General features: G+C 59.6%; 19 protein-coding genes and 1 tRNA gene. 14 read left to right on the forward strand and 6 right to left on the reverse strand.

Annotated elements, in window-relative coordinates; genetic code table 11:
* The first annotated feature begins 5 nt into the window (after window positions 1-5).
* Window positions 6-81 (forward strand) — tRNA-Thr (locus J7557_RS08210).
* 18 nt (window positions 82-99) lie between these two features.
* On the opposite strand, the gene J7557_RS08215 is transcribed toward J7557_RS08210, so the two are convergent.
* Together J7557_RS08215 and J7557_RS08220 are read right to left on the reverse strand one after the other, a co-directional pair.
* Window positions 100-879, reverse strand: coding sequence for an acetyltransferase (locus tag J7557_RS08215; RefSeq protein ID WP_291419172.1), 780 nt, complete (start codon window positions 877-879; stop codon window positions 100-102).
* Between the two features lie 210 nt (window positions 880-1,089).
* Window positions 1,090-3,396, reverse strand: coding sequence for an EAL domain-containing protein (locus tag J7557_RS08220; RefSeq protein WP_291419174.1), 2,307 nt, complete (start codon window positions 3,394-3,396; stop codon window positions 1,090-1,092).
* Window positions 3,397-3,749: 353 nt separating this feature from the next.
* Between J7557_RS08220 and J7557_RS08225 the strand changes: the two genes are divergently transcribed.
* Window positions 3,750-4,037, forward strand: coding sequence for a 4a-hydroxytetrahydrobiopterin dehydratase (locus J7557_RS08225; protein WP_291419175.1), 288 nt, complete (start codon window positions 3,750-3,752; stop codon window positions 4,035-4,037).
* 7 nt (window positions 4,038-4,044) lie between these two features.
* On the opposite strand, the gene J7557_RS08230 is transcribed toward J7557_RS08225, so the two are convergent.
* From J7557_RS08230 to J7557_RS08240, 3 genes are read right to left on the reverse strand one after another with little or no spacing between them, the layout of a single operon-like run.
* Window positions 4,045-7,506: an error-prone DNA polymerase gene (locus J7557_RS08230; RefSeq protein ID WP_291419177.1), complete on the reverse strand. Its 3,462-nt coding sequence runs from the start codon at window positions 7,504-7,506 to the stop codon at window positions 4,045-4,047.
* The gene (locus J7557_RS08235) at window positions 7,503-9,173 is read right to left on the reverse strand and encodes a DNA polymerase Y family protein (RefSeq protein ID WP_291419179.1); all 1,671 of its coding nucleotides are present in this window, start codon (window positions 9,171-9,173) and stop codon (window positions 7,503-7,505) included. Before J7557_RS08235 ends, J7557_RS08230 begins: the two co-directional genes overlap by 4 nt.
* A complete protein-coding gene (locus tag J7557_RS08240; protein WP_291419181.1) occupies window positions 9,061-9,864 on the reverse strand; it encodes a hypothetical protein in 804 nt (267 codons plus the stop codon). The genes J7557_RS08235 and J7557_RS08240 overlap by 113 nt, the downstream gene beginning before the upstream one ends.
* 241 nt (window positions 9,865-10,105) lie before the next feature.
* On the opposite strand from J7557_RS08240, the gene J7557_RS08245 reads away from it, so the two are divergent.
* Window positions 10,106-10,549, forward strand: coding sequence for a TerB family tellurite resistance protein (locus J7557_RS08245; RefSeq protein WP_291419183.1), 444 nt, complete (start codon window positions 10,106-10,108; stop codon window positions 10,547-10,549).
* Between the two features lie 23 nt (window positions 10,550-10,572).
* Here J7557_RS08245 and J7557_RS08250 read toward each other — a convergent pair whose 3' ends face one another.
* Window positions 10,573-11,124, reverse strand: a complete 552-nt coding sequence (locus J7557_RS08250; protein ID WP_291419185.1) for a hypothetical protein — start codon at window positions 11,122-11,124, stop codon at window positions 10,573-10,575.
* A gap of 79 nt (window positions 11,125-11,203) precedes the next feature.
* On the opposite strand from J7557_RS08250, the gene J7557_RS08255 reads away from it, so the two are divergent.
* The 11 genes from J7557_RS08255 (at window position 11,204) to J7557_RS08305 (ending at window position 22,296) form a co-directional block, all read left to right on the forward strand.
* Entirely contained in the window at window positions 11,204-11,653 is a 450-nt protein-coding gene (locus J7557_RS08255) for a universal stress protein (protein ID WP_291419187.1), read from the forward strand.
* A 140-nt stretch (window positions 11,654-11,793) separates the two neighbouring features.
* The gene (gene ppa, locus J7557_RS08260) at window positions 11,794-12,327 is read left to right on the forward strand and encodes an inorganic diphosphatase (protein WP_291419189.1); all 534 of its coding nucleotides are present in this window, start codon (window positions 11,794-11,796) and stop codon (window positions 12,325-12,327) included.
* Window positions 12,328-12,406: 79 nt separating this feature from the next.
* A complete protein-coding gene (locus tag J7557_RS08265) occupies window positions 12,407-13,279 on the forward strand; it encodes a DUF3445 domain-containing protein (protein ID WP_291419191.1) in 873 nt (290 codons plus the stop codon).
* A gap of 61 nt (window positions 13,280-13,340) precedes the next feature.
* Window positions 13,341-13,778, forward strand: coding sequence for a MarR family winged helix-turn-helix transcriptional regulator (locus tag J7557_RS08270; protein WP_291419193.1), 438 nt, complete (start codon window positions 13,341-13,343; stop codon window positions 13,776-13,778).
* Window positions 13,779-13,919: 141 nt separating this feature from the next.
* Window positions 13,920-14,765, forward strand: a complete 846-nt coding sequence (locus J7557_RS08275) for an SDR family NAD(P)-dependent oxidoreductase (RefSeq protein ID WP_291419194.1) — start codon at window positions 13,920-13,922, stop codon at window positions 14,763-14,765.
* 263 nt (window positions 14,766-15,028) lie between these two features.
* Window positions 15,029-16,843 (forward strand): translational GTPase TypA, encoded by a 1,815-nt coding sequence (typA, locus tag J7557_RS08280; protein ID WP_291419588.1) that lies wholly within the window; start codon window positions 15,029-15,031, stop codon window positions 16,841-16,843.
* Window positions 16,844-16,928: 85 nt separating this feature from the next.
* Window positions 16,929-17,537, forward strand: coding sequence for a DedA family protein (locus J7557_RS08285; RefSeq protein ID WP_291419196.1), 609 nt, complete (start codon window positions 16,929-16,931; stop codon window positions 17,535-17,537).
* A gap of 292 nt (window positions 17,538-17,829) precedes the next feature.
* Window positions 17,830-18,132 (forward strand): YggT family protein, encoded by a 303-nt coding sequence (locus tag J7557_RS08290; protein WP_291419198.1) that lies wholly within the window; start codon window positions 17,830-17,832, stop codon window positions 18,130-18,132.
* Window positions 18,133-18,160: 28 nt separating this feature from the next.
* Window positions 18,161-18,433 (forward strand): DUF167 family protein, encoded by a 273-nt coding sequence (locus tag J7557_RS08295; protein WP_291419200.1) that lies wholly within the window; start codon window positions 18,161-18,163, stop codon window positions 18,431-18,433.
* A 179-nt stretch (window positions 18,434-18,612) separates the two neighbouring features.
* On the forward strand, window positions 18,613-20,757 hold the full coding sequence (locus J7557_RS08300; RefSeq protein WP_291419202.1) for a sodium-translocating pyrophosphatase: 2,145 nt from the start codon (window positions 18,613-18,615) through the stop codon (window positions 20,755-20,757).
* Window positions 20,758-20,892: 135 nt separating this feature from the next.
* Window positions 20,893-22,296, forward strand: a complete 1,404-nt coding sequence (locus tag J7557_RS08305; protein WP_291419204.1) for a hypothetical protein — start codon at window positions 20,893-20,895, stop codon at window positions 22,294-22,296.
* The last annotated feature ends 70 nt before the right edge of the window (window positions 22,297-22,366 follow it).

Raw genomic sequence — 22,366 nt, forward strand, 5'->3', positions numbered from 1 at the left:
CCGGAGCCGCTTTAGCTCAGTCGGTAGAGCACATCATTCGTAATGATGGGGTCAGGTGTTCGAGTCACCTAAGCGGCACCACTTTTTCAGTTCTCACAGTCAGATTCGTTCCGCCATTTCGGCGCGGGCGCTTTCATAGGCGTGGCGGGCCGAGGCGCGAATGCGCAGATGCGTGCCCTGTTTGACGGTCTGGGTGAAGAGCTGCTCGCGCTCCTCTTTGGTCGAGAGAAAAAATGGAAAGCGCTGGGCGACGCGGCTGCGGATGTTTTCGACCGGGGCGCCGAAGAGCGCGACGGGAAAATGGAGGCCCGGATAGGTCCGCACATCGCTCATGATTTCGGACCCGAAGACGCGCTTGTAAAACGGCCCGTGCTCGGGGCGGACGAGAGCCAGGCATAGGTCGGCGTTGAAATGCACCGAGGCCATGGCGGCGACGCGCAGCGTCAGGAAGGGCAAGGCCGGATAGGCCAGCGATGCCTCGCGATCGGCCGTAAACCGGCTGGGATCGATGAAGGTTTTTCCGGCATCCACCATCGGGGCCAGGATATCAGGACACACCTTCATGCTGGGTGAGCGCCGATACTGCGCCGTCAGGTGATGGAGGCGGATGGAGCTGACCAGTTCACCCTTGATATAGATGCCAAAGCTCATGGCATTGGGCGTTTCATCGAGATCGTCGATGCAGATTTCCTCCGCATTGTGATCCATGAAACCCTCACGCACATAGGCGCGATAGCGCAATTTGTAGATCGGGTCGTCGATGACGCTGGCATCGACCCGCGCATAGCTCACATCGTCGAGCACGTCGATCAGGGCCCCCGAAAAGCGCGAGGGTTCGCCGGCGCGGGCCGCAGCCGCGCTGTCCTTGTCGATCGCCATGCTGATATGCCCCGCCGCCTTCAATTGCTTCGGCCGGGACGTTAACGTTTCATTAACCCTCACAAAAGTTGACATTGCCGACGTGGTTAATTTGCCGGCTTTGCCCGCACTAGAGCGCGTCGCGATCCCAGGGGATACGCTCGATGCGCTTTAGCGCCTTGTTTTCGCGCATGTCTCCCGAAACCGGCGACCACTTTCGGGAGACATGCTTTAGGTCGAGGAAACGAGGCGCAGAGGCACCGTGTTTTGACGGTAAATCTGCTGTTCGAGCAGGCGCGAGATCGCATCGAAACTCATCGGAGCCCCATAAAGGAATCCCTGGATGAGGTCGGCCCGCGTGTGATTGATGACGAAGTTGAGCTGGACCTCGGTTTCGACGCCTTCGATCGTGGTCACGAGATCAAGATCCTTGCCGATCTGCACCACATTGGTGAGCAGCTTTAAGGCATGCTCGTCGGTTTCGATCCCGGTGAGGAAGGAGCGGTCGATCTTGAGCTTGGTAAAGGGCAGGGCGCTGAGATAGCTCAGCGAAGAATAGCCCGTGCCAAAATCGTCGAGCGCTACGCCGACCCCGCGATTGCACAGTTTTAGGAGCGCCGCGGCTGCTGCATCGCGCTCTTCGATAACGGTGGTTTCCGTTACTTCGATTTCGAGACGTGCGGCGGGGAGACCGCTTTCCTCGAGAGCGTGCGTGACCATGTCCTCGACATCGGTGGCGCGGAAGTCTCGCGCCGAGATGTTTACTGCGACATGGGTGGTTCCGGGCCAGGTGTGGCAGTCGCGCGTGGCTTTGCCGAGCACGAAACGCGTCAGATCGGTGATCATGCCGGTTTCTTCGGCGATCGGAATGAAGGTTGCCGGCGAGATGGCGCCAAAAGTCTCGTGGTCCCAGCGGGCTAGCGCTTCGCAGCCCACGATGCGGTTTTCGCGCGGATCGACTATGGGCTGATAGGCGAGGTGCAGTTTGCTTTCTGCAATGGCGGTCTTGAGGTCGGTCTTGAGCTGCTGGCGGAACTGATATTCAGTATCCATGCGCGCATGGAACCGAATGATGCGGTTCTTGCCGCCCGACTTTGCTTCGTTGAGCGCCAGATCGGCCTTGATCATCAAGTGCTCGAAAGTGTTGTTGCGGTCCGGCGAGGAGACGAGGCCGGCGCTGACATCGATATCGAGCCGGCGATTGGGCAGTTGGTAGGCTTGGTGGAGACCTTCGAGCAGGCGTTCCGCATCGGCCTCGATGCCCTCGGGTCCTTCGGGCGAAACATAGAAGGCGATGAATTCGTCGCCGCCCAAGCGTCCCACGATGGCGTTTTCGGGCAAGGCGCCGGGCAGGCGGCGGCCAAGCTCATGCAGCAATTGATCGCCGGCAAGATGACCGAGCGTGTCGTTGATATGCTTGAAATCGTCGATATCGAGAATCAACAGCGCCACATGGCCCGCTTCGACCGTATCGAGCCGGGCTTCGAGCGCCTTTTCGACCAGTTCGGCGAAATAGGCGCGGTTGGGCAGCCCCGTCAGCGCGTCATAGCGCGCCATATAGCTGATGCGTTCCTCGGCGGCGATGCGATCGGAAATATCTTCGAACAGCAGCACCGACTTGGTATCGCGCGAGGAGATCGAGGCTTCGAAATACCGCCCGCCTACGCTTGATATCAGCACTTTGCCGCTTGATCTCGTTTCGATCAGCACGTCCATGCGCCGGGCGGCCGCCTGCGGGATGGCGCCGGTTGCGAGCGCATGTTCGAAAAGCTCATAGAGCGGACGCCCGATCCAGTCAGATGGATTGTCGATGCCGAAGGCCAGAAGCGCGGTGTCATTGGCCACTTCGATCAGGTGGTTGCGGTCGAGCATGAGCAGGCCATGCGCCATGGTGTCGAGCGCGGCGTCGAGCTGGCCGGCGAGGGCCGAGGCCTTGGTGCGGCCATGCACGGCGCGCAGCAGCACGTTTCGTGCATTGCCCGCAATCTTGCGCAGCGACAGGAAGAAGGGCAGCAGCAAGAGAGTAAGAAGCGCGTAGTAGATATTGCCCACGAGCAGCAGCCCCAGGCACAGGGGCACTGCGATCAGCAGGACCTGGATGGTCATCAGCTTGTCGATGGCGAAATTGCGCTGCGAGACGCCCACCAGCACGGAAACCGAGACGCTGGCAGCGGTCAGTTCGGCAAAGGCATCGTCGACGACCCAGAAGCTGATCAGGCACCAGACGCCATAGATCAGGGCGATGGCGGCGGCGCCCAGGGTGGCGCGCCCTTCCCAATAGAGCGCCGTTTCGACGTCTTCGTCGCCAAGGGTCGCATGTTCGAAGGCCTTCATGTCGAGATGGCGTAGGAAGCCGACCACGATGAACAGAAAGGCGATACAGCCAAGTTCAGGCGATTGCGCCTCGAGCGCTGCGACGGATGCGGCGAGAGCCGAGCCATAGGCGCCAAGCAGCATCGACAGCCGGTCGGCATAAAGCGAACGGATCATCGACACATAATCGACCGGCGGCAGCAATTTATGGGCGGCTTGAAACATGCCGATCCTGTGCAGAGTTCGGATCTTTGGGGGTGATCCGCCGCGCCGACTCCGGTCGGCAGCGGTTTGGTGTAGGTCGCCACGCGCGTGGCTTGTGGCCGCCCATTCTTGGCGTGGCCGTTCTGGTTGACGTTTGAGTTCAACGTAACTGCGGTTAAGACCGTCTTGAATGTTGAGGGGAAGATGAACTTCGTCGCCGCTTTCCCGTTGCCAAGGTGAACCCTTGCTTAATGCGGTTCGCTAAAGCGCGTCGAGATCCCCTGGATTGGCTTGGCGCGCCTTGGTTTTTGTTTTCGCGCAGGCCTCCGAACGGGTACCTTTCGGGGGGCATGCTGCAGGTCGAGGAGGCCGAAATGGCAGACAAGCTCAAACCGGATGAACTTGCAGCAGCGCGCAGCAAGCTGACGGGCTGGACCATCGAGGGTGGCGAAACGCAGCTCAAACGATCCTTCAAGTTCAAGGATTTTTCCGAAGCCTTTGGCTTCATGAGCCGCGTAGCCCTGCTCGCCGACAAGGCCGATCACCATCCTGATTGGTCCAATAGCTACAATAAGGTCGAGATCGTGCTCTCCACCCATGATGCAGGCGGGCTGACGCAGAAGGATGTCGATCTCGCCGGAAAAATCAGCGCTCTGGTCTGATCGTCTTTCAGTGGAAATTGCGACCCTTCGGCATGGCGCCATAGGCGCGGCGGCGGGCCATTTCGATCTCGCGAATGGCATTGCGGTCGCGGCTCTGACTGCCCGGCGGGCCGGATTTGCCTTCATCGGCACGGGCCACGACTTTGTCGCCAAAATCCTTGCCATGCGAAAGGTCGAGCAAGTGGGGGGTCAGATCGACCATGTCCTCGGCGATGATGTGAATGACGAGGCCCTCTTTCTGCAATTGCCCGCGCACCGCCAGCATGCGGCTCGAGAGCAGCGTCTTTCGCATGGCATCGTTTTCAAACAGCTTTGGCCATACGACGATATTGGCAACGCCGGTTTCGTCCTCGAGCGTCACGAAGATGACGCCGCTGGCCGTGCCCGGTCGCTGGCGGACCAGCACGAGCCCCGCCACTTCGATGCGGTGGCCCGGCGTCACCGTCGAGAGATTTGCCGCCCGCGTCGTCCCCCGCTCCATCAGCATGGGCCGCAGGAATTGTACCGGATGGCCCTTTAGGGACAGCGACAGGGTCGCATAGTCGTGGATGACCTCCTCGCCCGGCGCCATGAGTGGCAGGCCGGCGGGCTCTTCGACCGGTGTTCCCCTGGGTGGCGCGATGGCAAAGAGCGGCAGGGTTTCGGCGCCGTGGGTGCCGATGAGCCCCTTTACGGCCCAGAGCGCCTCGCGACGGTTGAGCCCGAAATCGGAGAAAGCATCGGCCCGGGCGAGTTTTTCGAGGCTGGCAATGGGCACGCCGGTGCGCAGCCAAAGATCGCGAATGGAGGTGTAGCGGCCCTTTTCGCGCACCTCGACGATCCGCTCGATGTCCTTTTGCGCCAGGCCCTCTACCTGCCGCAGCCCCAGGCGCATCGCCTTTTGGGTCCAGATGTCTTTTTCCATCGCCGTATGCCGCGGCCAGATATGGTCTGCAATCTTCCAGCCATCATCTTCAAGACTGGAATCGTGGTTCGACAGATTGATGTCGGGCGGCCGGATTTCGACGCCATGCTCGGTCGCGTCACGCACCAATTGGCTCGGCGCATAGAAGCCCATGGGCTGGGAATTGAGCAGGGCACAGGCAAAGACATCGGGATAGTGGCATTTGAGCCAGCACGAGGCATAGACGAGCAGGGCAAAGCTGGCCGCGTGGCTCTCGGGAAACCCATATTCGGCAAAGCCTTCGATCTGGGAAAAGCAGCGTTCGGCAAATTCCTGGCTGTATTTTTTCCGCTCGTTGTTCTTCATCCCCTCGATGAAGCGCTCCTTGAAAATCTCGATCTTTCCGGTGCGCCGCCAGGCGGCCATGGCGCGCCGGAGTTGATCGGCTTCGCCGGCGGAAAAGCCGGCACCCTTGATCGCCATCTGCATGGCCTGTTCCTGAAAGAGCGGAATACCTAGGGTTTTCTTGAGGACCTGGTCGAGCGGATCGTCGGGATCGGCGGCCCAGGGTTCAATGCCTTCGCGCCGTTTTAGGTAGGGGTGGACCATGCCGCCCTGGATCGGGCCGGGGCGAACGATGGCGACTTCGATGACGAGGTCATAAAAGACCTTTGGCTTGAGGCGCGGCAGCATGGACATCTGCGCCCGGCTCTCGATCTGGAAGACGCCAATCGTGTCGGCCCTGTGCGTCATCTCATAGACCGGCTTGGCGATTTCCGTTCCTTTATCCTCGTCACTGAACCCTTCGTCTTGCAGCTCGGCTAAGGTTACGTCGCGCTTATAGTGCTCCTTCATCAGGTCAAAAGCCCGCCTCAGGCAAGTCAGCATGCCCAGTGCCAGAACATCGACCTTCAGGATTTTGAGGGCGTCGATATCGTCTTTGTTCCATTCGATGATAGTGCGGCTATCCATGGCCGACTTGCTGATCGGCACGAGGCTTTCAAGGCTGTCGCGGGTGATGACGAAGCCGCCCACGTGCTGGCTGAGATGCCGCGGAAAACCGCGCAGTACTTTCACGACCTCGAACATCTGTGCCAGCACCGGGTCATCCGGGTTGAGCCCGATATTGGCGACGCTTTTGAGATCGAGCGAGGAGCCCCAGCCCCAATGGAGCTGGTTGAAGGCGGCAATGGTGTCGTCGGAAACGCCGAAAACCTTTGCCGTTTCGCGGATGGCGCTTTTGGAACGGTAGGAAATGACATTGGCCGTCAGTCCCGTCCGCCGTCCCCCATATTTCTGGTAGACATATTGCATCACCTCCTCGCGCCGTTCGTGCTCGAAATCGACGTCGATATCGGGCGGTTCGTCGCGCTCGGTGGAGATGAAACGGCCAAAGACCAGCGTGGCTTTTCTCGGGTCGACCTCGGTGATTTCGAGGCAATAGCAGACAGTTGAATTGGCGGCTGATCCGCGCCCCTGACACAGAATGCCCTTTTCGTAGCGGGCAAAGCGCACAATGTCCTGAACTGTGAGGAAGTAAGCGGCATAGCCCTTTTCGTCGATGAGTTTTAGTTCCGTGCGGATCTGGTCTTCGGAGCCCGGTGGCAATCCTTCGGGAAAGCGCTTTTTCGCCCCGGCCCAGGTCAGGCGCTCCAGCGTCTGCTGTGCTGTCTCGCCATTGCCGATCGTCTCCTCGGGATAATTGTATTCGAGCTGGTTGAGCGCAAAATCGATCTTCGCGATGAACTTTTGGGTCTGCGCAATGGCATCGGGATGCTCGGCAAAAAGACCAGCCATTTCACGCGGGCTCTTGAGGTGCCGTTCGGCATTTGCAGTAAGGCGAAAGCCGGCTTCGTCGAGCGTAACATGCTCGCGAATGCAGGTGACGACATCAAGCAACATGCTGCGATCGGGCTCGTGATATTGCGCGTCATTGCTGGCGATCATGAAGGCCCGATGGCGCCTCGCTGATGCCTCGACCCGGTTGAGCCGGGCCCGATCCTGGCCATCAAAGCGCGGCGTCCCGGCGATCCAGACCCGTCCCGGTGCCTGCCGGCTCAGGCGATCGAGAGTCTTTTCGGTGAGCGCCCAGTCGCTCTCGTCGGGAAGCAGGATGAAGAGCTGGCCTTGCGAAAAATCCTCGGTTGGACCGTGCGCCTCTTCAGAAGCGGGATTGGCCGAGCCGAAGAGGTCGTCGAAAAAGAGCGTTGGATTGCCCTTTTCGCCCCGATGATTGCCGATAGTCAGCAGTTTGCAGAGCCGGCCATAGGCGACGCGATCGCTGGGATAGGCGACGATATCGGGCGTGCCATCGGCAAAGGCCAGCCTGACGCCGACAAGATAGCGAAAGTGCGGGCTCAACTCCTTGTTGTCGCGCGCCGTCACATAGCCGCGGACAACCCCGGCAAAGGTATTGCGATCGCAAATGCCGAGGGCCGTCATGCCCAAAACCATGGCTGACGCCACCATTTCCTCGGGATGCGAACCCGAGCGCAGGAAAGAAAAATTGCTGGTGGTGATCAGCTCGCTATAAAACGGGGCCTCGAGTTCGATGACTTTTTCCGGAATGGTGGCGGGGGCACTCATGGGAAAAATCCATGCAGGTACCAGATCGGCCTATTGCCCTTGCTGTACAGTCCCTGCCGAAACACCCAGAAGCGGCTGCCGTGCTGGTCTTCCACCACATAGTAGTCACGCGTTCCGGCATCGGGATTGAAGAGCAGCAGGTCCGGGATATAGGGCGGTGGCACCGGCTTTTCGCCTGGCTCCGGCTTTTTGGGCTTTGGCGGTTCGACCAGTTTCAGCCGCTCTTGCTTCCGCCACCACTCTGCGCCCAAGCGCTCCGGCCCCTGGCCACTGACCAAACGAAAACTCTCGCCGCGCCAGACCATGGAGGCGGGGAGGCCATGGGGCACTTCGGCCATGATGGCGACGATCTCGGGCATGGGCAGCAGTTTTACCGGGCGTTGCAGGGGTGGGGCTGCAATCGGAGCATCGGTCTGGCCTGATTGCGTCGGCACCAGTCTGGCCGCGCGCTCGGGCAGGCGGCTTGCCACCATTTCCGTCCGCAAGACGGCGAGCGGGCCGAGCCGGCTGCTCAGCCGGTCGTTGAGCCTTGCAATGTCTTCGGTGCCTTCCTCGATGGAAAAGGCGCCCGTCTGCACCGCATCGAGGCGATCGGTGCTGCTCGCGGCCAGCCGCACCATGTCGATACCAAAGCCGGGATCATATTCGGTTTCCAGCCGCTGCGCCCGATGGCGAAAAAGGTCGGCAATATGCTCGGGGTCGCGCGTCACCCGTCCGGCATTGAGCGACAGGGTCATTACCTTGTGGTCGACCCGATAAAGGAAAAGATGAAAAGTCTGGCCGCCCAGCCCTTCGGCTTCGAGGGTTTTGCTCAATTTTACCGAGAGGTCATGGGTCGTGCGCAGCACATCGTCCATGAGGCTGATGGGATCGGCAAAGCGTTGCTCGACGAGATGGTCGACCAGCGGCAGGCGCGGCGTCATCCGCTCCTCGATCGCGCCAAAAGCCTGGTCGATGCGCAGGAGGATTTGGCTAAAGCGGGTGTGCAACGACTTTCGGGGATATTGCCTGACCTGCCCGATGGTTTTGAGCCCCATCTGACCAAGAGTAAGCAACTGGCTTTCCTCGAGCCGCAGGGCCGCAACCGGCAGGGCATCGAGCAGGGCGGCAAAACTATCGTCTTCAACCACCTGGCTCCGGGCAAAATGGCTGACGGCCCAGGCGGCGCCGATGGTTGGGGCAATGGCGCCGGAAACGCGGTAGCCCAGTTTCCGCAGGCGGATGATGAGCGTGCGCAGCATTTCGGTTTCGCCACCGAAAAGATGCGCCACGCCGGTAATGTCGAGCACGAGATCGCCAAAACGGCTGATATCGGTCATCACCGAAACCAGCGGGCTGGCATTGGAGTGCCAATCGGCAAAGTCGCCAAAGGCGGTCTCCAGCCTTGGGCGGTCGATCTCGAGCACAGTGAGAGCCGGCCAGATGGCGCGGGCATCGGCGAGGTTCTGGCCGAGGCGCAGCCCGTTCTGCAGGCCCTCCGGATCGAGTGCGGCAAGGCGCAACCCGCCCTTGATGCGCTCGTAAAGTGCCAGGGGGTTTTCCTTGAGCCTTGGCTCAGCTCGCTTGAGATAGTCGGTGGCCCAATAGGGCAGGTGCAGCACCAGGAAGCGGCGTTTCTGCCTGATATCGACCAAGGCCAACTGGCTTGGAGAAGATTGCAAAGCCATTTTTCCGTGCCTCCAGCATCCAGTCCAGTTGATTGCCAGCGATGCGACCCTTTTCGAGCCGCAGGTGCCAGCGCGCCGCGCCTGGGGCTCGGTCGTCGAAGGCGTGGCGGCCGCTGCGATGGGGCATGAGCCGCCAGCGCAGGTGTCCGGCGCTGCTTTCCCGTCGCTGGCCATAGCGCAGCATGAAGAGCGATACCCGGTTGGCGCTGGCGCGCAGGCTCAGCCGCCGGCTGGCGGTGAAATTGAGCAGTTTTGGATTGCCCTTCACCTCGGCGATGATGGCCGCGACCGCCCGGCAGGCGGTGGCTTCCTCGGTGGCCCATAAAAATTCGGTCATGTCGGCGACCCGCACGATCACCAGTTTTGCGGGATCAATTCCGAACCAGTGCAAACCAGGTCCATAGGGCAGGCCGAAGTGTTTCCCCTCATCGGCCAATTGCACGTAGTAGATCGTCGAGCGCCGCGCCGTGAGCAGGCTTTTGGCCTGGGTCAGCGCAAAGGCGAGGCTTGCGCCGCTGTCCCGGGCGCCATCGACATAGACTTCCTGCACGAGACCCGCCGGCAAGGCGGGAAAAATGCCGGGTTCACCCCGCGGCCGATTGACTGCTTCCGCCAGTGCCGGCTTGCGCTCGATATCGGCAATGGTGTCCCGCAGCGCGGCAAGGCGCTGTTGGCGTTCCGGGGCCTGCATGATGAAACCGTCTACTAGAACAAAACAGGAACAATTTGACTCCGAATCCCTCGAGAGTCGAGTCCCTTTCTGAAGGCCCCCAAAAGAGGGTGTGGCCCGCCTGCATCAGCGGCGGTCAAGACCGCGTGAGCAGTCCTCGCGCCCATTGAGCAAAACCAGCTTCTGCCCCAGTCTTTGTTTCGCGGCCCTCCCGGCTCAATCGCAAACCCGTTCCTTCACCCCGTGCACGAGGCTGAAAGCCATGTTCGAGGCCCTGACCCGTCTGTTCCAGAAAACCGAGACGGTGACCAATAGCAATGACCCGAAACTGTCGGTGGCGGCGCTTCTCGTGCACCTCGCCGCGGTCGACGGCACGATGAAGGACGAAGAGCGCAAGACCATTCGTGGCGCGCTGATGGATCACTATGATCTCGACGAGCAGAGTGTTGATCGCCTGATCAAGCAGGCGGCCGAGAGGGATGCCGAGGCGGTGGATTTTTATCGCTTCACCACCGGCATTACCCAGTTGCCGATGGAAGATCGCGTCGAAATCATCCGCATGATGTGGGCCGTGGTCTTTGCCGACCGGCAGAATCACGAGCTCGAAGACAATATGGTCTGGCGCATTGCCGAGCTGATCGGTGTTTCGAGCCGCGACCGCACCGTCTTGCGCAACCAGATTCGCGGCAAGGCTGACCAAGCCTGATCATTTCTTTGAAATGATCGGACCTAGTAAGCGGTAAATTTTCCAATCACTTCGGGCTCTTCCGTCTGGCAATTGAACTTGCCTGCCTTGTCGGCGGCAGCGCGTGCCAGCTCGTTGGCGTCCTTGTTGGCCAGGGCATCCACATAGGCGATGTGGCAGGAATTGCCTTCGGCGATTTGCGTCACCACCAGAACCTGTCCCTTGTTCTCGCCGGTTTCGACATCAGCGGTGTGATAGCGCACGATTGTCGCCACCGGGAAGAAGTAGCCCTTTGCGTTGGAAAGCCGCCATTCCAGTTTACCGCCGAGATTATTGAAGGGTGGCAGGGTCTGGAAACCGGCTGAATTCTTTTCCGGTTCAAAGCCGTAGCTGATGGAAAAGCGCAAATCGCCTTCCTGTACCATGACGGGAAAACCCTTATAGCCGGGGCAGGCCCAGCTGGCACCAAAGTCGTCGGCTTCGAGCACGAGGCACTGCTCGATATCGAGGTCGGTATAGGCGCTGGTAAAGCCCGACTGGGCAAAGGCCGGCGTTGCGCAAGTCACGGTCAGAACCAGAAAAAGACGCTGCAACATGGACCGGCCTCCTAATATGATCGAGATCAATTGCCGGACACAATGATCGGGTTATTGTGCCGTAAACAAGGAGAAGAGCATGTTCAAATCCCTGCTTATTGCCACTGATGGTTCCGAACTCGGCGACAAGGCCGTGGCGGCCGGCGTCGAACTCGCGAGGGCTCACGGTTCGAAAATCCTGGTGCTGACCGCGACCGACCCGGTGGCGACAGGTATCGGGGCCGGCGGTTTTGGCACTTTCGATGCAGGTCCGATCATTGTCCAGCTCGAAGAGGATTATGCCGCCCAGGCCAAAAAACTGCTGGATGATGCAAAGGCCAAGCTCGATGCATCAGGCATTGCGGCCGAAACCCTGCATGTGCCGCGCCATCGTCCAGCCGATGCCATTCTCGAAGCTGCGAAAGAGCATGGTGTCGATACCATCGTCATGGGTTCGCATGGCCGCCGCGGCCTTGGCCGGCTGCTGCTCGGCAGCCAGGCCTCCGAGGTTCTGGCGCGCTCCAATGTGCCAGTTCTTATAGTCAAATAGGTTTTTGCAATTTGTCCGAAGCCATTGGTCCTGCGGCGAATGGCTTCGGCGCCTCGCCGATTTACGGCTTGCCTTTGCCGGGGGTTCTGCGGCAGAACCCCTGTCGTTCAGCCCCTCCCTGACGCAACGGACACGCCCAAATGAACATCGACGCCATCCCGACCGGCAAGAATCCGCCCGAAGACCTCAATGTCATAATCGAAGTTCCGCTTGGCGGCGAGCCGATCAAGTATGAAATCGACAAGGATAGCGGCGCCCTGTTCGTCGATCGCTTCCTCTATACGCCGATGCGCTATCCCGGCAATTACGGCTTCGTGCCGCATACTTTGTGCGGCGATGGCGATCCGCTCGACGTGATCGTGATGAATTCGCGGCCTCTCGTTCCGGGGGCAGTGGTTCGTTCGCGCCCCGTCGGCGTGCTCTTCATGGAAGACGATGGCGGCCAGGACGAAAAGATCATCGCCGTGCCGGTCTCAAAACTGACCCGCATGTATGACAACATTAGAGATATCGAGGATTTCCCGGAAATCCAGCTCGAGCGCGTGAAGCATTTCTTCACACACTATAAGGATCTCGAGCCCGGCAAGTGGGCCAAGATCGACCGGATCGGCAACCTCGCCGACGCCAAGCGCGTGATCCTCGAATCCATCGAGCGCAACAAGAACGAAAAATGAGTTTCGGAATTGGGCTGGAGCGATCCAGCCCTTTTCTTTTTTCCTTGCCGATGGGCGGCAGCGTGGCTTTCATGGCGGCATGACGCTTCCTGCCTTCGACACCAGACTGTTCCAGATCGCTACCAAGCCGCTCGACCCGGCAGACTGGCTTGATCCCGATGCGGATATGGCGGCGCAACTGGTCGAAAAGGCGCGCCTTCACAAAACTCATTTTTCCGAGATTTTTGCTGAACTGCCCGAAAGCCGCCCGGCCCAGGCCGAGCTGCTTTCCCTCTTGGCTGATTATCTACCGGACCGCTTTCCCCATCTCTGGCAAAAGCGCGACGATGGTCTCTTCATCGTGCCCAGTGGCGAAGTCGTTGACCTCGCGGGTCCTCCGTTGCTGCAGGCGGCAAAACTGGTGCAGGACGATCTTCTCGTCCTCTCGCGCAGCGAACCCGGCTGGCGCCTGGTGGCGGCGAGCCTCAGTTTTCCGTCTTCCTGGGTGCTTTCGGAAAAAATCGGCAAGGTGCTCGATGTCATTCATCAGCCCGTGCCCGGCTTTGGTCCGGAAACCCGCCCGGCCCAGTTGATGGCCCGCATGTTCGATGCAATGCGCCCTGAAACCCCGCTCATTCGCTGGAACTGGTCGCTCTATGGCGACCGGCGCCTCTTTCACCCTGACGTGTCGGGCCCGGATGAGCCACGCTTCGGTACTGGTGAAAGGGCCGATCCGGTGCATCTGCGCATCGAGCGGCAGACCCTGAGGAAACTCCCCAAGACGAGAGCGATCGTCTTCACGATCCGCATTTCATTGGTCGATCTCGACACTTTTGCCGGCCTGCCCGACGCCAAAACTTTGGCCGGAAGCCTCCATGCTCAGCTTCTCGCCCTCACGCCCGAACAGCTCGACTACAAGGGGCTCACCCGCGAGCGCGACCGCGTCCTAAATCGTCTCGCCGGCATAATCTGAAACGCTTGCCCAAATCAGCATGCCGCGCCTAAATGGGAAAAATCCTGAGTAGGCTCAGTATATGAACGAGACCGCCGTTGCCGAGCAGTTGACCTGGGCCGCCCGTCTTCTGGCGCGCGAAACGGAAACCATGCTGGGCCCAATCGGGCTCAATCCCGCCTATGTGCCGGTGCTGCTCGCCCTTTCCGCAGGCGGCGCGCATACGCCCAAGGGCCTCGCCGAGGCGGCATCGGTCGAACAGCCCACCATGACCGCTACCATCCAGCGCATGGAACGCGACGGCCTTGTCACGCGAAAACCCAATCCCGACGACGGCCGCAGCGCCCTGATCGCCCTGACGCCACTGGGCTATGAACGCATCGCCGACATGGACCGGGCGCTGGGCGCGCTCAACGAATTGTTGCTGGAGCAGTTCACCACGGCCGAGCGCGGACAGTTTCTGGAATTGTTAGGGCGCGTGGTATCGGTGCTGGAAGTGCAGACCGGCAGGGCGGGGTAGCCAGGTTTCGACCCATTTCAGACGTTGAAGCTCACGCGCTGCCTTACCGAAAGCCGCCTTTTTCACATGTAGAGGTTAGCGTGTTGGCCTTTGCATTCTGCAGTTGTTCCTTTTATGTTCGCATCGGTTTAGGAGGCGAACATGCAAGCTATTGCGCTCGTTACTGGCGGAAGCCGCGGCGTCGGGCGGGGCATCGCCTTGGCCCTGCTGGAGGAAGGAGCCTTTGTTCACGTGACGGCCCGCACGCTCACAGAGGCAGATGCGCTTACGCACCCACAAGGTTCTGGGTCGCTTGAGAGCCTCGCCGAGGAGGCATCGAGCCTACCGGGTCGGCTCATGATACATCGGTGCGATCACGCCGACGACAAGCAGACGGTCGAAGTAGTCGCCAAAATTGAAGAGGTACACGGTGGTGTAGACCTCTTGGTCAATAATGCATGGCCGGGCTACGAACATATGGTCGAGGGCACAACCTTCACCTGGCCAAAGCCGTTTTGGGAACAGCCGATGTGGCGGTGGAACGCTATGATTGACGTTGGGCTGCGTTCGGCCTTCGTGACGTCTAGGGCAGTTGCTCCTGCCATGATAGCCAAAAGAAAAGGCCTTATCGTCAATATCTCGTTCTGGGCGGCTGAACTTTTCGAAGGCAATGCAATTTATGGCGTCGCCAAGGCCGGGGCAAACAAGCTTGCCGCTGATTGCTCGCATGATCTGATGCCATACGGCGTGTCGGCTGTTGCACTCTATCCGGGGCTGGTGCGCACCGAAGCGGTGCTGCGGGCGGCAGAATTCATGGATTTGTCCAACTCGGAATCGCCCCGGTTTGTTGGCCGTGTGATTGCCGGCCTCTGGCGAGATGAAGGCCTGCTGAAAAAGTCGGGCCGACCTCACGTGGTGGCGGCATTAGCGCGGGAATATGGCATCTTGGACATCGATGGGCAGAGTCCAAGGCCGCTTGCGCAAGACGACTTCCAAAACAGAGATTGAGATAGAGGATGTCAGCTTTCGGCGCCTTTTCTCCAAAAGCCGCCATTCAGGTTACCCGCCCAACCTAGCCGTAGATGACCTCCTCCCCACCCGCGCAAACCCGCCCTGCGCCAGCAGCGCTTGTGAAATGGGGAAAATTTCTATAATAGCCGCACCGAAATGCGCCAGTTTGCTGATATTGCAACTGGCGCTTCCTGTTTTCCGCATGATTTGGCCGTTCGCCCCCTTGCTGCCGCTGGACCATGCCCAACGCCCCGGTGCCCATGTCCCTGCGCAATATTGCCATCATCGCCCACGTTGACCACGGTAAGACCACCCTGATCGACGTCCTGCTCAAGCAGTCGGGCTCATTCCGCGAAAACGAGCGCGTTGAAGAACGCGCCATGGACAGCAATGATATCGAGCGCGAGCGCGGTATCACCATTCTGGCCAAGGTGACTTCCCTCCTTTGGAAAGACACCCGCATCAATATCGTCGACACGCCCGGCCACGCCGACTTCGGCGGTGAAGTCGAGCGCATCCTCTCCATGGTCGATGGCGTGGTCATTCTCGTCGACGCCGCTGAAGGCCCGATGCCGCAGACCAAGTTCGTGCTTGGCAAGGCGCTGGCCCAGGGCCTGCGTCCGATCGTTGCCATCAACAAGATCGACAAGTCCGACGAGCGTCACCTCGAAGTGCTCGAAGAAATCTTCGATCTCTTCATCGCCCTCGACGCTTCGCCCGAGCAGCTTGATTTCCCTGTTCTCTACGGTTCGGCCAAGCAGGGCTGGATGGCGTTGGAGCCCGAAGGTCCGAAGGAAAGCCTTGGGCCGCTGCTCGACAAGGTTATCGAACATGTGCCGGAGCCGAGCGTCGAAGAAGGCGCGTTCCGCATGCTGGTCACCACCATCGAGCGCAACCCGTTCCTCGGCCGCATCCTGACCGGCCGCATCACTTCGGGTTCCGTCAAGGCCAACGACCCCATCCACACGCTCAACCGCGAAGGCAAGGAAGTCGAGAAGGGCCGCGTTTCCAAGGTTCTGGCCTTCCGTGGCCTTGAGCGCACCCCGGTCGATGTCGGCGAAGCCGGCGACATCGTCGCCATTGCCGGTCTCGTCACCTCGACCGTGGCCGATACGCTTTGCGCCACTTCGGTGACCAAGCCGATCGCTGCCAAGCCGATCGATCCCCCGACCCTGTCGGTTACCTTCCGCATCAATGACGGCCCGCTAGCCGGCCGTGAAGGCGACAAGGTGCAGTCGCGCGTCATCCGTGAACGCCTGATGCGTGAAGCCGAGGGTAACGTCGCGATCCGCGTGACCCCGGGCGACGACAACGACTCCTATGACGTTGCCGGCCGCGGCGAACTTCAGCTCGCCGTTCTCATCGAAAACATGCGCCGCGAAGGCTTTGAGCTGACCATCGGTCGCCCGAAAGTCCTGATGCAGGACATCGATGGCGTCCGTCACGAGCCGATCGAAGAAGTCATCATCGACGTCGATGACGAATTCACCGGCGCCGTCGTCCAGAAGCTCACCGAGCGCAAGGGCGAACTGACCGACATGCGTCCGTCCGGCGTTGGCCGTACCCGCATCCAGCTGCTGGTCCCGACCCGCTCGCTGATCGGCTACCAGCCTGAACTGCTCTCGGATACCCGTGGCACGGCTATCTTCAACCGCCTGTTCCACTCCTTCGTGCCCTATAAAGGCGAACTGCCTGGCCGCCGTACCGGCGTTCTGATCTCGAACGGCACCGGCCAGTCCGTCGCCTTCGCGCTCTGGAACCTCGAAGACCGCGGCCCGATCATGATCGACGCTGGCGTCGACATCTATGAAGGTATGATCGTGGGCGAGCATTCCCGCGAGAACGACCTTGAAGTCAACGCGCTCAAGGGCAAGCAGCTCACCAATATCCGCACGACCTCCAAGGACGAAGCGGTGCGTCTGACGACCCCGAAGAAGCTGACCCTCGAACAATCGCTCGGCTATATCGCCGAAGACGAATATGTCGAAGTGACGCCGAAATCGATCCGCCTGCGCAAGATCTGGCTCGATCCGAACGATCGCAAGCGCATGAGCCGCGCCGCCAAGTCGGCCTAAGAGTTTTCTTAAAACTCATTCGCGAATGTCACAGGAATGCCCGGCTTGTCCGGGCATTCTCATATGAACAGCGCAAGGAGTGCCAATGACCGACTGGATCATCCAGACCATCACCGATCTCGGCTATGTCGGAATTTTTCTCGTCATGCTCGCCGAGTCGATCTTTCCCCCGATCCCGTCGGAACTCATCATTCCCTTCGCCGGCTTTGCTGCCGCCAATGGCGACCTCAATCTCTTCGGCGTGCTGTTCACCGCCACCTTCGGCGCGGTGGTCGGCATGCTGCCCTGGTACTATGCCGGCCGTTTTTTTGGGCTTTCGCGCGTGCGTTACCTCGCCGACCGGTTCGGTCGCGTCATGGCCTTCAATGCCGACGAGATCGACGTCGCGGTAAAGTGGTTCACGCGTTATGGGCCGATCATCGTGCTCTTCGGTCGCCTGATCCCGCTCATCCGCACGCTGATTTCCATTCCCGCCGGCCTCTCGCGCATGAGCCTGCCGGTCTTTCTGCTTGCCTCGACGACCGGTGCCCTGATCTGGAATACCTTCCTCACGCTCTCGGGCTATCTGCTGCATGAGCACTACGAGATGATCGAAGTCGTGCTCGATCCCTTGAGCTACGTGGTCCTGGGCCTCGTCGTCGTGCTGTACCTGATCAAGGTCGCCACCTGGAAGCCGAGCCAAGCCAAGGCTTGACCTATTTGCCTCGCATTTTGCAACGCGCCTTGCATTTTGCGAAGCGTTGAAAACGAAAAAAGACCAATAGTAATAAGAGCTTAATCTTTGATCCCGGTTTTGCGGGGCCGCGAACTTGGCACGCTTCGTGCAATGGAGGGCCTGTCCGGACCCTTGTACTGCATACCGGATGTCAGTCATTTGGGCCCCGTATCGCTTGCCCGGTGCGGGGCTCCGGCTTTTCCGGGGGTTGGTCTTGTGGCTTTAGCCCTAACCCACTAGATAATTCGGACCTTTTCTCGCGGAGACGCCCATGCGCGCCGTTCTCGACATCATCCTCATCCTGCTCCAGCTCTATTGGTGGGTCCTGCTCATCATGATCATCATGAGCTGGCTGATCTCGTTCAACGTGATCAATACCCGCAATCAGTTCGTCGAAGCGGTCTGGCGCGTGCTCAATCAGTTGACCGAACCGGTGCTGCGGCCTCTAAGGCGCCTGCTGCCCAATTTCTCCGGCCTCGATCTCTCGCCGCTGGTGGCGTTCCTGATCATCTTCTTCATCCAGTCGATCATCGGCTATTACATCTATCCAGCCGTTGCCCGCGCCGGCATCTAGCTTTTACCGCATCACGCCGGAGGGATTTTTGCTATCCCTCCGCGTCACGCCCAATGCGGGTCGCGATATCATTGATGGCGCCGAGACCCGCGATGACGGTTCCGCCGTCCTGCGCCTTCGCGTTGCCGCAGTGCCCGACAAGGGCAAGGCCAATGCCGCGGTCACAGCGCTCCTGAGCAAAACCCTCGGCATTCCCAAATCGTCAGTGACTCTCGTCGGCGGCGAAACCGCGCGGCTTAAGACCGTGCTGGTCGCCGATGCGTCCGATGCCGTCCTCGAGCGGCTCGCCGCCATCGCCTGACGGGCCGCGACAAACCGTCACACTTTCCAATTGCTTAACGGCCTGAACCGGTTAATCTCCCCTTTGGGAGGAGGTCCGCCGGAGGGCGGTTGCGGACCGGACAGGGGGCATTTGCACCCAAAAGAGCTGGCCACGACCGGGGCGGGCCTCGAATCTTTCACATTCGAGGAACGGTTTTCATGGATCTGGCACTTTGGCTGATCGTCGCCTGCGGCGGTTTGGCTGTTGTTTATGGCATCGTCACCACGCAGGGCCTGTTAAAGGCTGACGCTGGTTCTGCCCGTATGCAGGAAATTTCCGCCGCCGTACGCGAAGGCGCTTCGGCCTATCTCAAACGCCAATATACGACCATTGCCATTGTCGGCGTGGTCATCCTCATTGCCGCCTGGCTGCTCCTGGGCCCGCATGCGGCCGTGGGCTTCCTCATCGGCGCCGTGCTTTCCGGCGCAGCCGGCTTTATCGGCATGAACGTTTCGGTGCGTGCCAATGTGCGCGTCGCCCAGGCGGCGATTTCGTCGCTCTCCCGGGGACTTGATCTCGCCTTCAAATCCGGCGCCGTCACCGGCATGTTGGTCGCGGGTCTGGGCCTTCTGGGCGTCACTCTCTATTTCATCATCCTCACTGGCATGGGCAATGCGCCCACGAGCCGCGTCGTCATCGACTCGCTCGTGGCCCTGAGCTTCGGCGCTTCGCTGATCTCCATCTTCGCCCGTCTCGGCGGCGGCATTTTTACCAAGGGTGCAGACGTCGGCGGCGATATGGTGGGCAAGGTCGAAGCCGGCATTCCGGAAGACGATCCGCGCAACCCCGCCACCATTGCAGACAATGTGGGCGACAACGTCGGCGATTGCGCCGGCATGGCCGCCGACCTCTTTGAAACCTATGTGGTCACCATTGTCGCCACCATGGTTCTGGCGGCGATCATCCTGCCCGAGGCGCTCAAACTCACCGGCATGGTGCTGCCCCTCGCCATTGGCGGGGCCTGCGTCATCACCTCCATCATCGGCACCTATTTCGTCAAACTGGGTTCCGACAACAACATCATGGGCGCGCTCTATAAGGGCGTCATCGCCTCCGGTGTTCTGTCGCTCGTCGCCCTGCTGCCAGTCCTCTGGCTGCTCTTTGGCGACATGAACCTTGCCATCGAAACATCAGACAAGGTGTTCACGCCCTGGAGTCTTTTCTGGTGCGGCGTCGTCGGCCTCGTCATCACGGGCCTGATCATCGTCATCACCGAATATTACACTGGCACCAACCGTCGCCCGGTGAACTCCATTGCGGAAGCCTCGGTTACCGGCCATGGTACCAATGTCATCCAGGGCCTTGCCGTTTCGCTGGAATCGACCGCCCTGCCGGCCCTGGTCATCATTGCCGGCATCATCGTCACCTATTCGCTGGCCGGCCTTTTCGGCATCGCCGTCGCGGTGGCAACCATGCTGGCCCTCGCCGGCATGATCGTGGCGCTCGACGCCTTTGGCCCGGTCACCGACAATGCCGGCGGCATCGCCGAAATGGCGGGCCTCGACAAGGAAGTGCGCCACAATACCGATGCGCTCGATGCGGTGGGCAATACCACCAAGGCCGTCACCAAGGGCTATGCCATCGGTTCGGCCGGTCTCGGCGCCCTTGTGCTCTTTGCTGCCTATACGCAGGACCTGATCTACTTCTCGTCCCTGCCCGATGCGCCGGCCATCTTTGCCGGCGTCGGCACGCTGGCCTTCTCGCTGGCCGATCCCTATGTCGTCGTCGGCCTCCTCTTCGGTGGTCTCTTGCCGTTCCTCTTCGGTGGCATGTCCATGACTGCCGTCGGTCGCGCCGCCCAGTCGGTCGTCGTCGAAGTGCGCCGCCAGTTCAAGGAAAAGCCAGGCATCATGGCCGGCACCGACAAGCCAGACTATGGCCGCGCCGTCGACATGCTGACAAAAGCCGCGATCAAGGAAATGATTGTTCCGTCCTTGCTGCCTGTCCTTAGCCCCATCCTCGTCTTCGTCATCATCAACTGGATCGCTGGCCCTGCCGCCGGTTTCTCCGCCCTCGGCGCCATGCTGATGGGGGTGATCGTGACGGGCCTCTTCGTCGCCATCTCCATGACCGCCGGCGGCGGCGCCTGGGACAATGCCAAGAAGAGTTTTGAAGACGGATTTACCGACAGCCACGGCGTCAAGCATTTCAAGGGCTCAGACGCCCACAAGGCCTCCGTCACCGGCGACACCGTTGGCGATCCCTACAAGGACACTGCCGGTCCGGCCGTCAATCCGATGATCAAGATCACCAATATCGTGGCCCTGCTGCTGCTGGCCGTGCTGGCGCATATGGGTAGCTAGGCAGACGCAGTCTACACTGAATTGAAGAAGGCCCGGGAGCAATCCCGGGCCTTGCTGTCGTTAAAAGGCACAATATTGGACTTGTATGTCGAACGTTCATTTCCCTAAATTTATTCAAATGGGAGAATCGATCCGGTGCTGACTTTTGCGACTGAGTTTCCGGTACATCAGAATACAACATCCAGTGATTTCCTTTCCACAATGCGCGATTGGGTCGAAAAGTCACCTTTTACTGGTCTTTCTGAAGGTGATCTGGCGGACCTTTCTCCTAATAAGGAGTTCTTTAAGAAGGGAAGAGATCACTCCGTAAGGTCAATAGGCATTGTTAGGCCAAACGGGGAGGAGTTTGTCGCGTTTCGCAATTCAACGCTGGACGCTGGAATCAGCTGGGAGACCGCCGTAGTTTTTTCGAAAAGCTCCGCTGGTTCGTGGATTGGTATTCGGACATCCAACGAGTCGCATCAGCCCGTTTCCAAACTACCAGCCGCCAAGAAGCCTTACGCCGTGAGACTGCTTTTGCAACGGCTTGGTGGGGCCGTGGACGGCGCTCTGGTGGTGAGTGACTCGCCGGTCTGGCTAACCAATAGCGACATCGATTTGGCCGCGCGCCTTCTGAACGGTGAGGCGGGATGTCGATTGCCAGTTGTTTATCTAAGTTGCGGATTTGACGGCAAGTACGCAATTGATCCCAATCAATTCTCAAAAGATTTGTCTGGGATGGCTCATGTTGTCGTTGAACCAAATAGGCCGTTTTCTAGACGTCTGCAGATAGATGTTTCTTCACAAAATGTATATGGCGGCGCCGTCGGTATCTACTGGCCCCAAGGAACAGGACGGCGGAAATTTTTCTCTGAAGAATTGGATTCTCCGGAGGTTTTGAAATGGGCGATAACAGATGAAGTTCGAGGAGCGTTATTAAATCGACGGCCTCTACCCCAGTGCACTTGGGAGGCGGTGGAGAGTGAGGTTCGTCGCAACGAATACGAAATGCTCAAGTCGGGCGGCTCGAAAGAGCTATCAGAATACGTCGCGACCTTTGATGCTGATCTCTCTGCGCGGGACCGACAAATTGAGGTCGCAGAACAAGAAATCGCACGTCTGCAGCGAGAAATTGTTAGGCTCCAGTCGCAGGAGGCTTCAAGCGTAGGAGCGATTGTCCAGCCAGGTTCTGAGCAGAACTTGTATTCCGGCGAGATAGCAAGCGTGTTGGGCGATGCGCTTCGAGATTGTGCGGATCGGTATCCGGATGATAGCCGAAGAGGGCACATACTTCGCTCTTTTGCTAATGCAAACCCAAGTAACGACATTGCTCGCAATAATCGTGATAGAATAAAATCTTTGTTGCGTGACTATAGATCGATGGATGCTCCTACTAGAGCGGGCCTTGAGGCACTAGGATTTTCTGTTACTGAAGAAGGTAAACATATTAAACTCGTCTATCAGGACGATGATCGATATACGTTTATTCTGCCCAAGTCTGGAAGTGATCGGCGGGGTGGACTTAATTCTGCGAGCGACATCGCCAAGCGTATTTTCTAATTTTACTATTCAGTTTATCCCCGCCCCCTCCACCCCGGCGTAAAATCAAAAAATTCCCCGCACGGGACGG

Source organism: Devosia sp. (genome assembly GCF_017744655.1).
Classification (GTDB): domain Bacteria; phylum Pseudomonadota; class Alphaproteobacteria; order Rhizobiales; family Devosiaceae; genus Devosia.

Bases quoted from the DNA above. Each gene is read 5' to 3' on its own strand.
- J7557_RS08250 (WP_291419185.1), bottom strand. From the start codon at position 11,124: ATGTTGCAGCGTCTTTTTCTGGTTCTGACCGTGACTTGCGCAACGCCG.
- J7557_RS08240 (WP_291419181.1), bottom strand. From the start codon at position 9,864: ATGCAGGCCCCGGAACGCCAACAGCGCCTTGCCGCGCTGCGGGACACC.
- J7557_RS08270 (WP_291419193.1), top strand. From the start codon at position 13,341: ATGAACGAGACCGCCGTTGCCGAGCAGTTGACCTGGGCCGCCCGTCTT.
- J7557_RS08255 (WP_291419187.1), top strand. From the start codon at position 11,204: ATGTTCAAATCCCTGCTTATTGCCACTGATGGTTCCGAACTCGGCGAC.
- J7557_RS08230 (WP_291419177.1), bottom strand. From the start codon at position 7,506: ATGAGTGCCCCCGCCACCATTCCGGAAAAAGTCATCGAACTCGAGGCC.
- typA (WP_291419588.1), top strand. From the start codon at position 15,029: ATGTCCCTGCGCAATATTGCCATCATCGCCCACGTTGACCACGGTAAG.
- J7557_RS08225 (WP_291419175.1), top strand. From the start codon at position 3,750: ATGGCAGACAAGCTCAAACCGGATGAACTTGCAGCAGCGCGCAGCAAG.
- J7557_RS08275 (WP_291419194.1), top strand. From the start codon at position 13,920: ATGCAAGCTATTGCGCTCGTTACTGGCGGAAGCCGCGGCGTCGGGCGG.
- J7557_RS08300 (WP_291419202.1), top strand. From the start codon at position 18,613: ATGGATCTGGCACTTTGGCTGATCGTCGCCTGCGGCGGTTTGGCTGTT.
- J7557_RS08220 (WP_291419174.1), bottom strand. From the start codon at position 3,396: ATGTTTCAAGCCGCCCATAAATTGCTGCCGCCGGTCGATTATGTGTCG.
- J7557_RS08245 (WP_291419183.1), top strand. From the start codon at position 10,106: ATGTTCGAGGCCCTGACCCGTCTGTTCCAGAAAACCGAGACGGTGACC.
- ppa (WP_291419189.1), top strand. From the start codon at position 11,794: ATGAACATCGACGCCATCCCGACCGGCAAGAATCCGCCCGAAGACCTC.
- J7557_RS08215 (WP_291419172.1), bottom strand. From the start codon at position 879: ATGGCGATCGACAAGGACAGCGCGGCTGCGGCCCGCGCCGGCGAACCC.
- J7557_RS08290 (WP_291419198.1), top strand. From the start codon at position 17,830: ATGCGCGCCGTTCTCGACATCATCCTCATCCTGCTCCAGCTCTATTGG.
- J7557_RS08285 (WP_291419196.1), top strand. From the start codon at position 16,929: ATGACCGACTGGATCATCCAGACCATCACCGATCTCGGCTATGTCGGA.
- J7557_RS08235 (WP_291419179.1), bottom strand. From the start codon at position 9,173: ATGGCTTTGCAATCTTCTCCAAGCCAGTTGGCCTTGGTCGATATCAGG.
- J7557_RS08265 (WP_291419191.1), top strand. From the start codon at position 12,407: ATGACGCTTCCTGCCTTCGACACCAGACTGTTCCAGATCGCTACCAAG.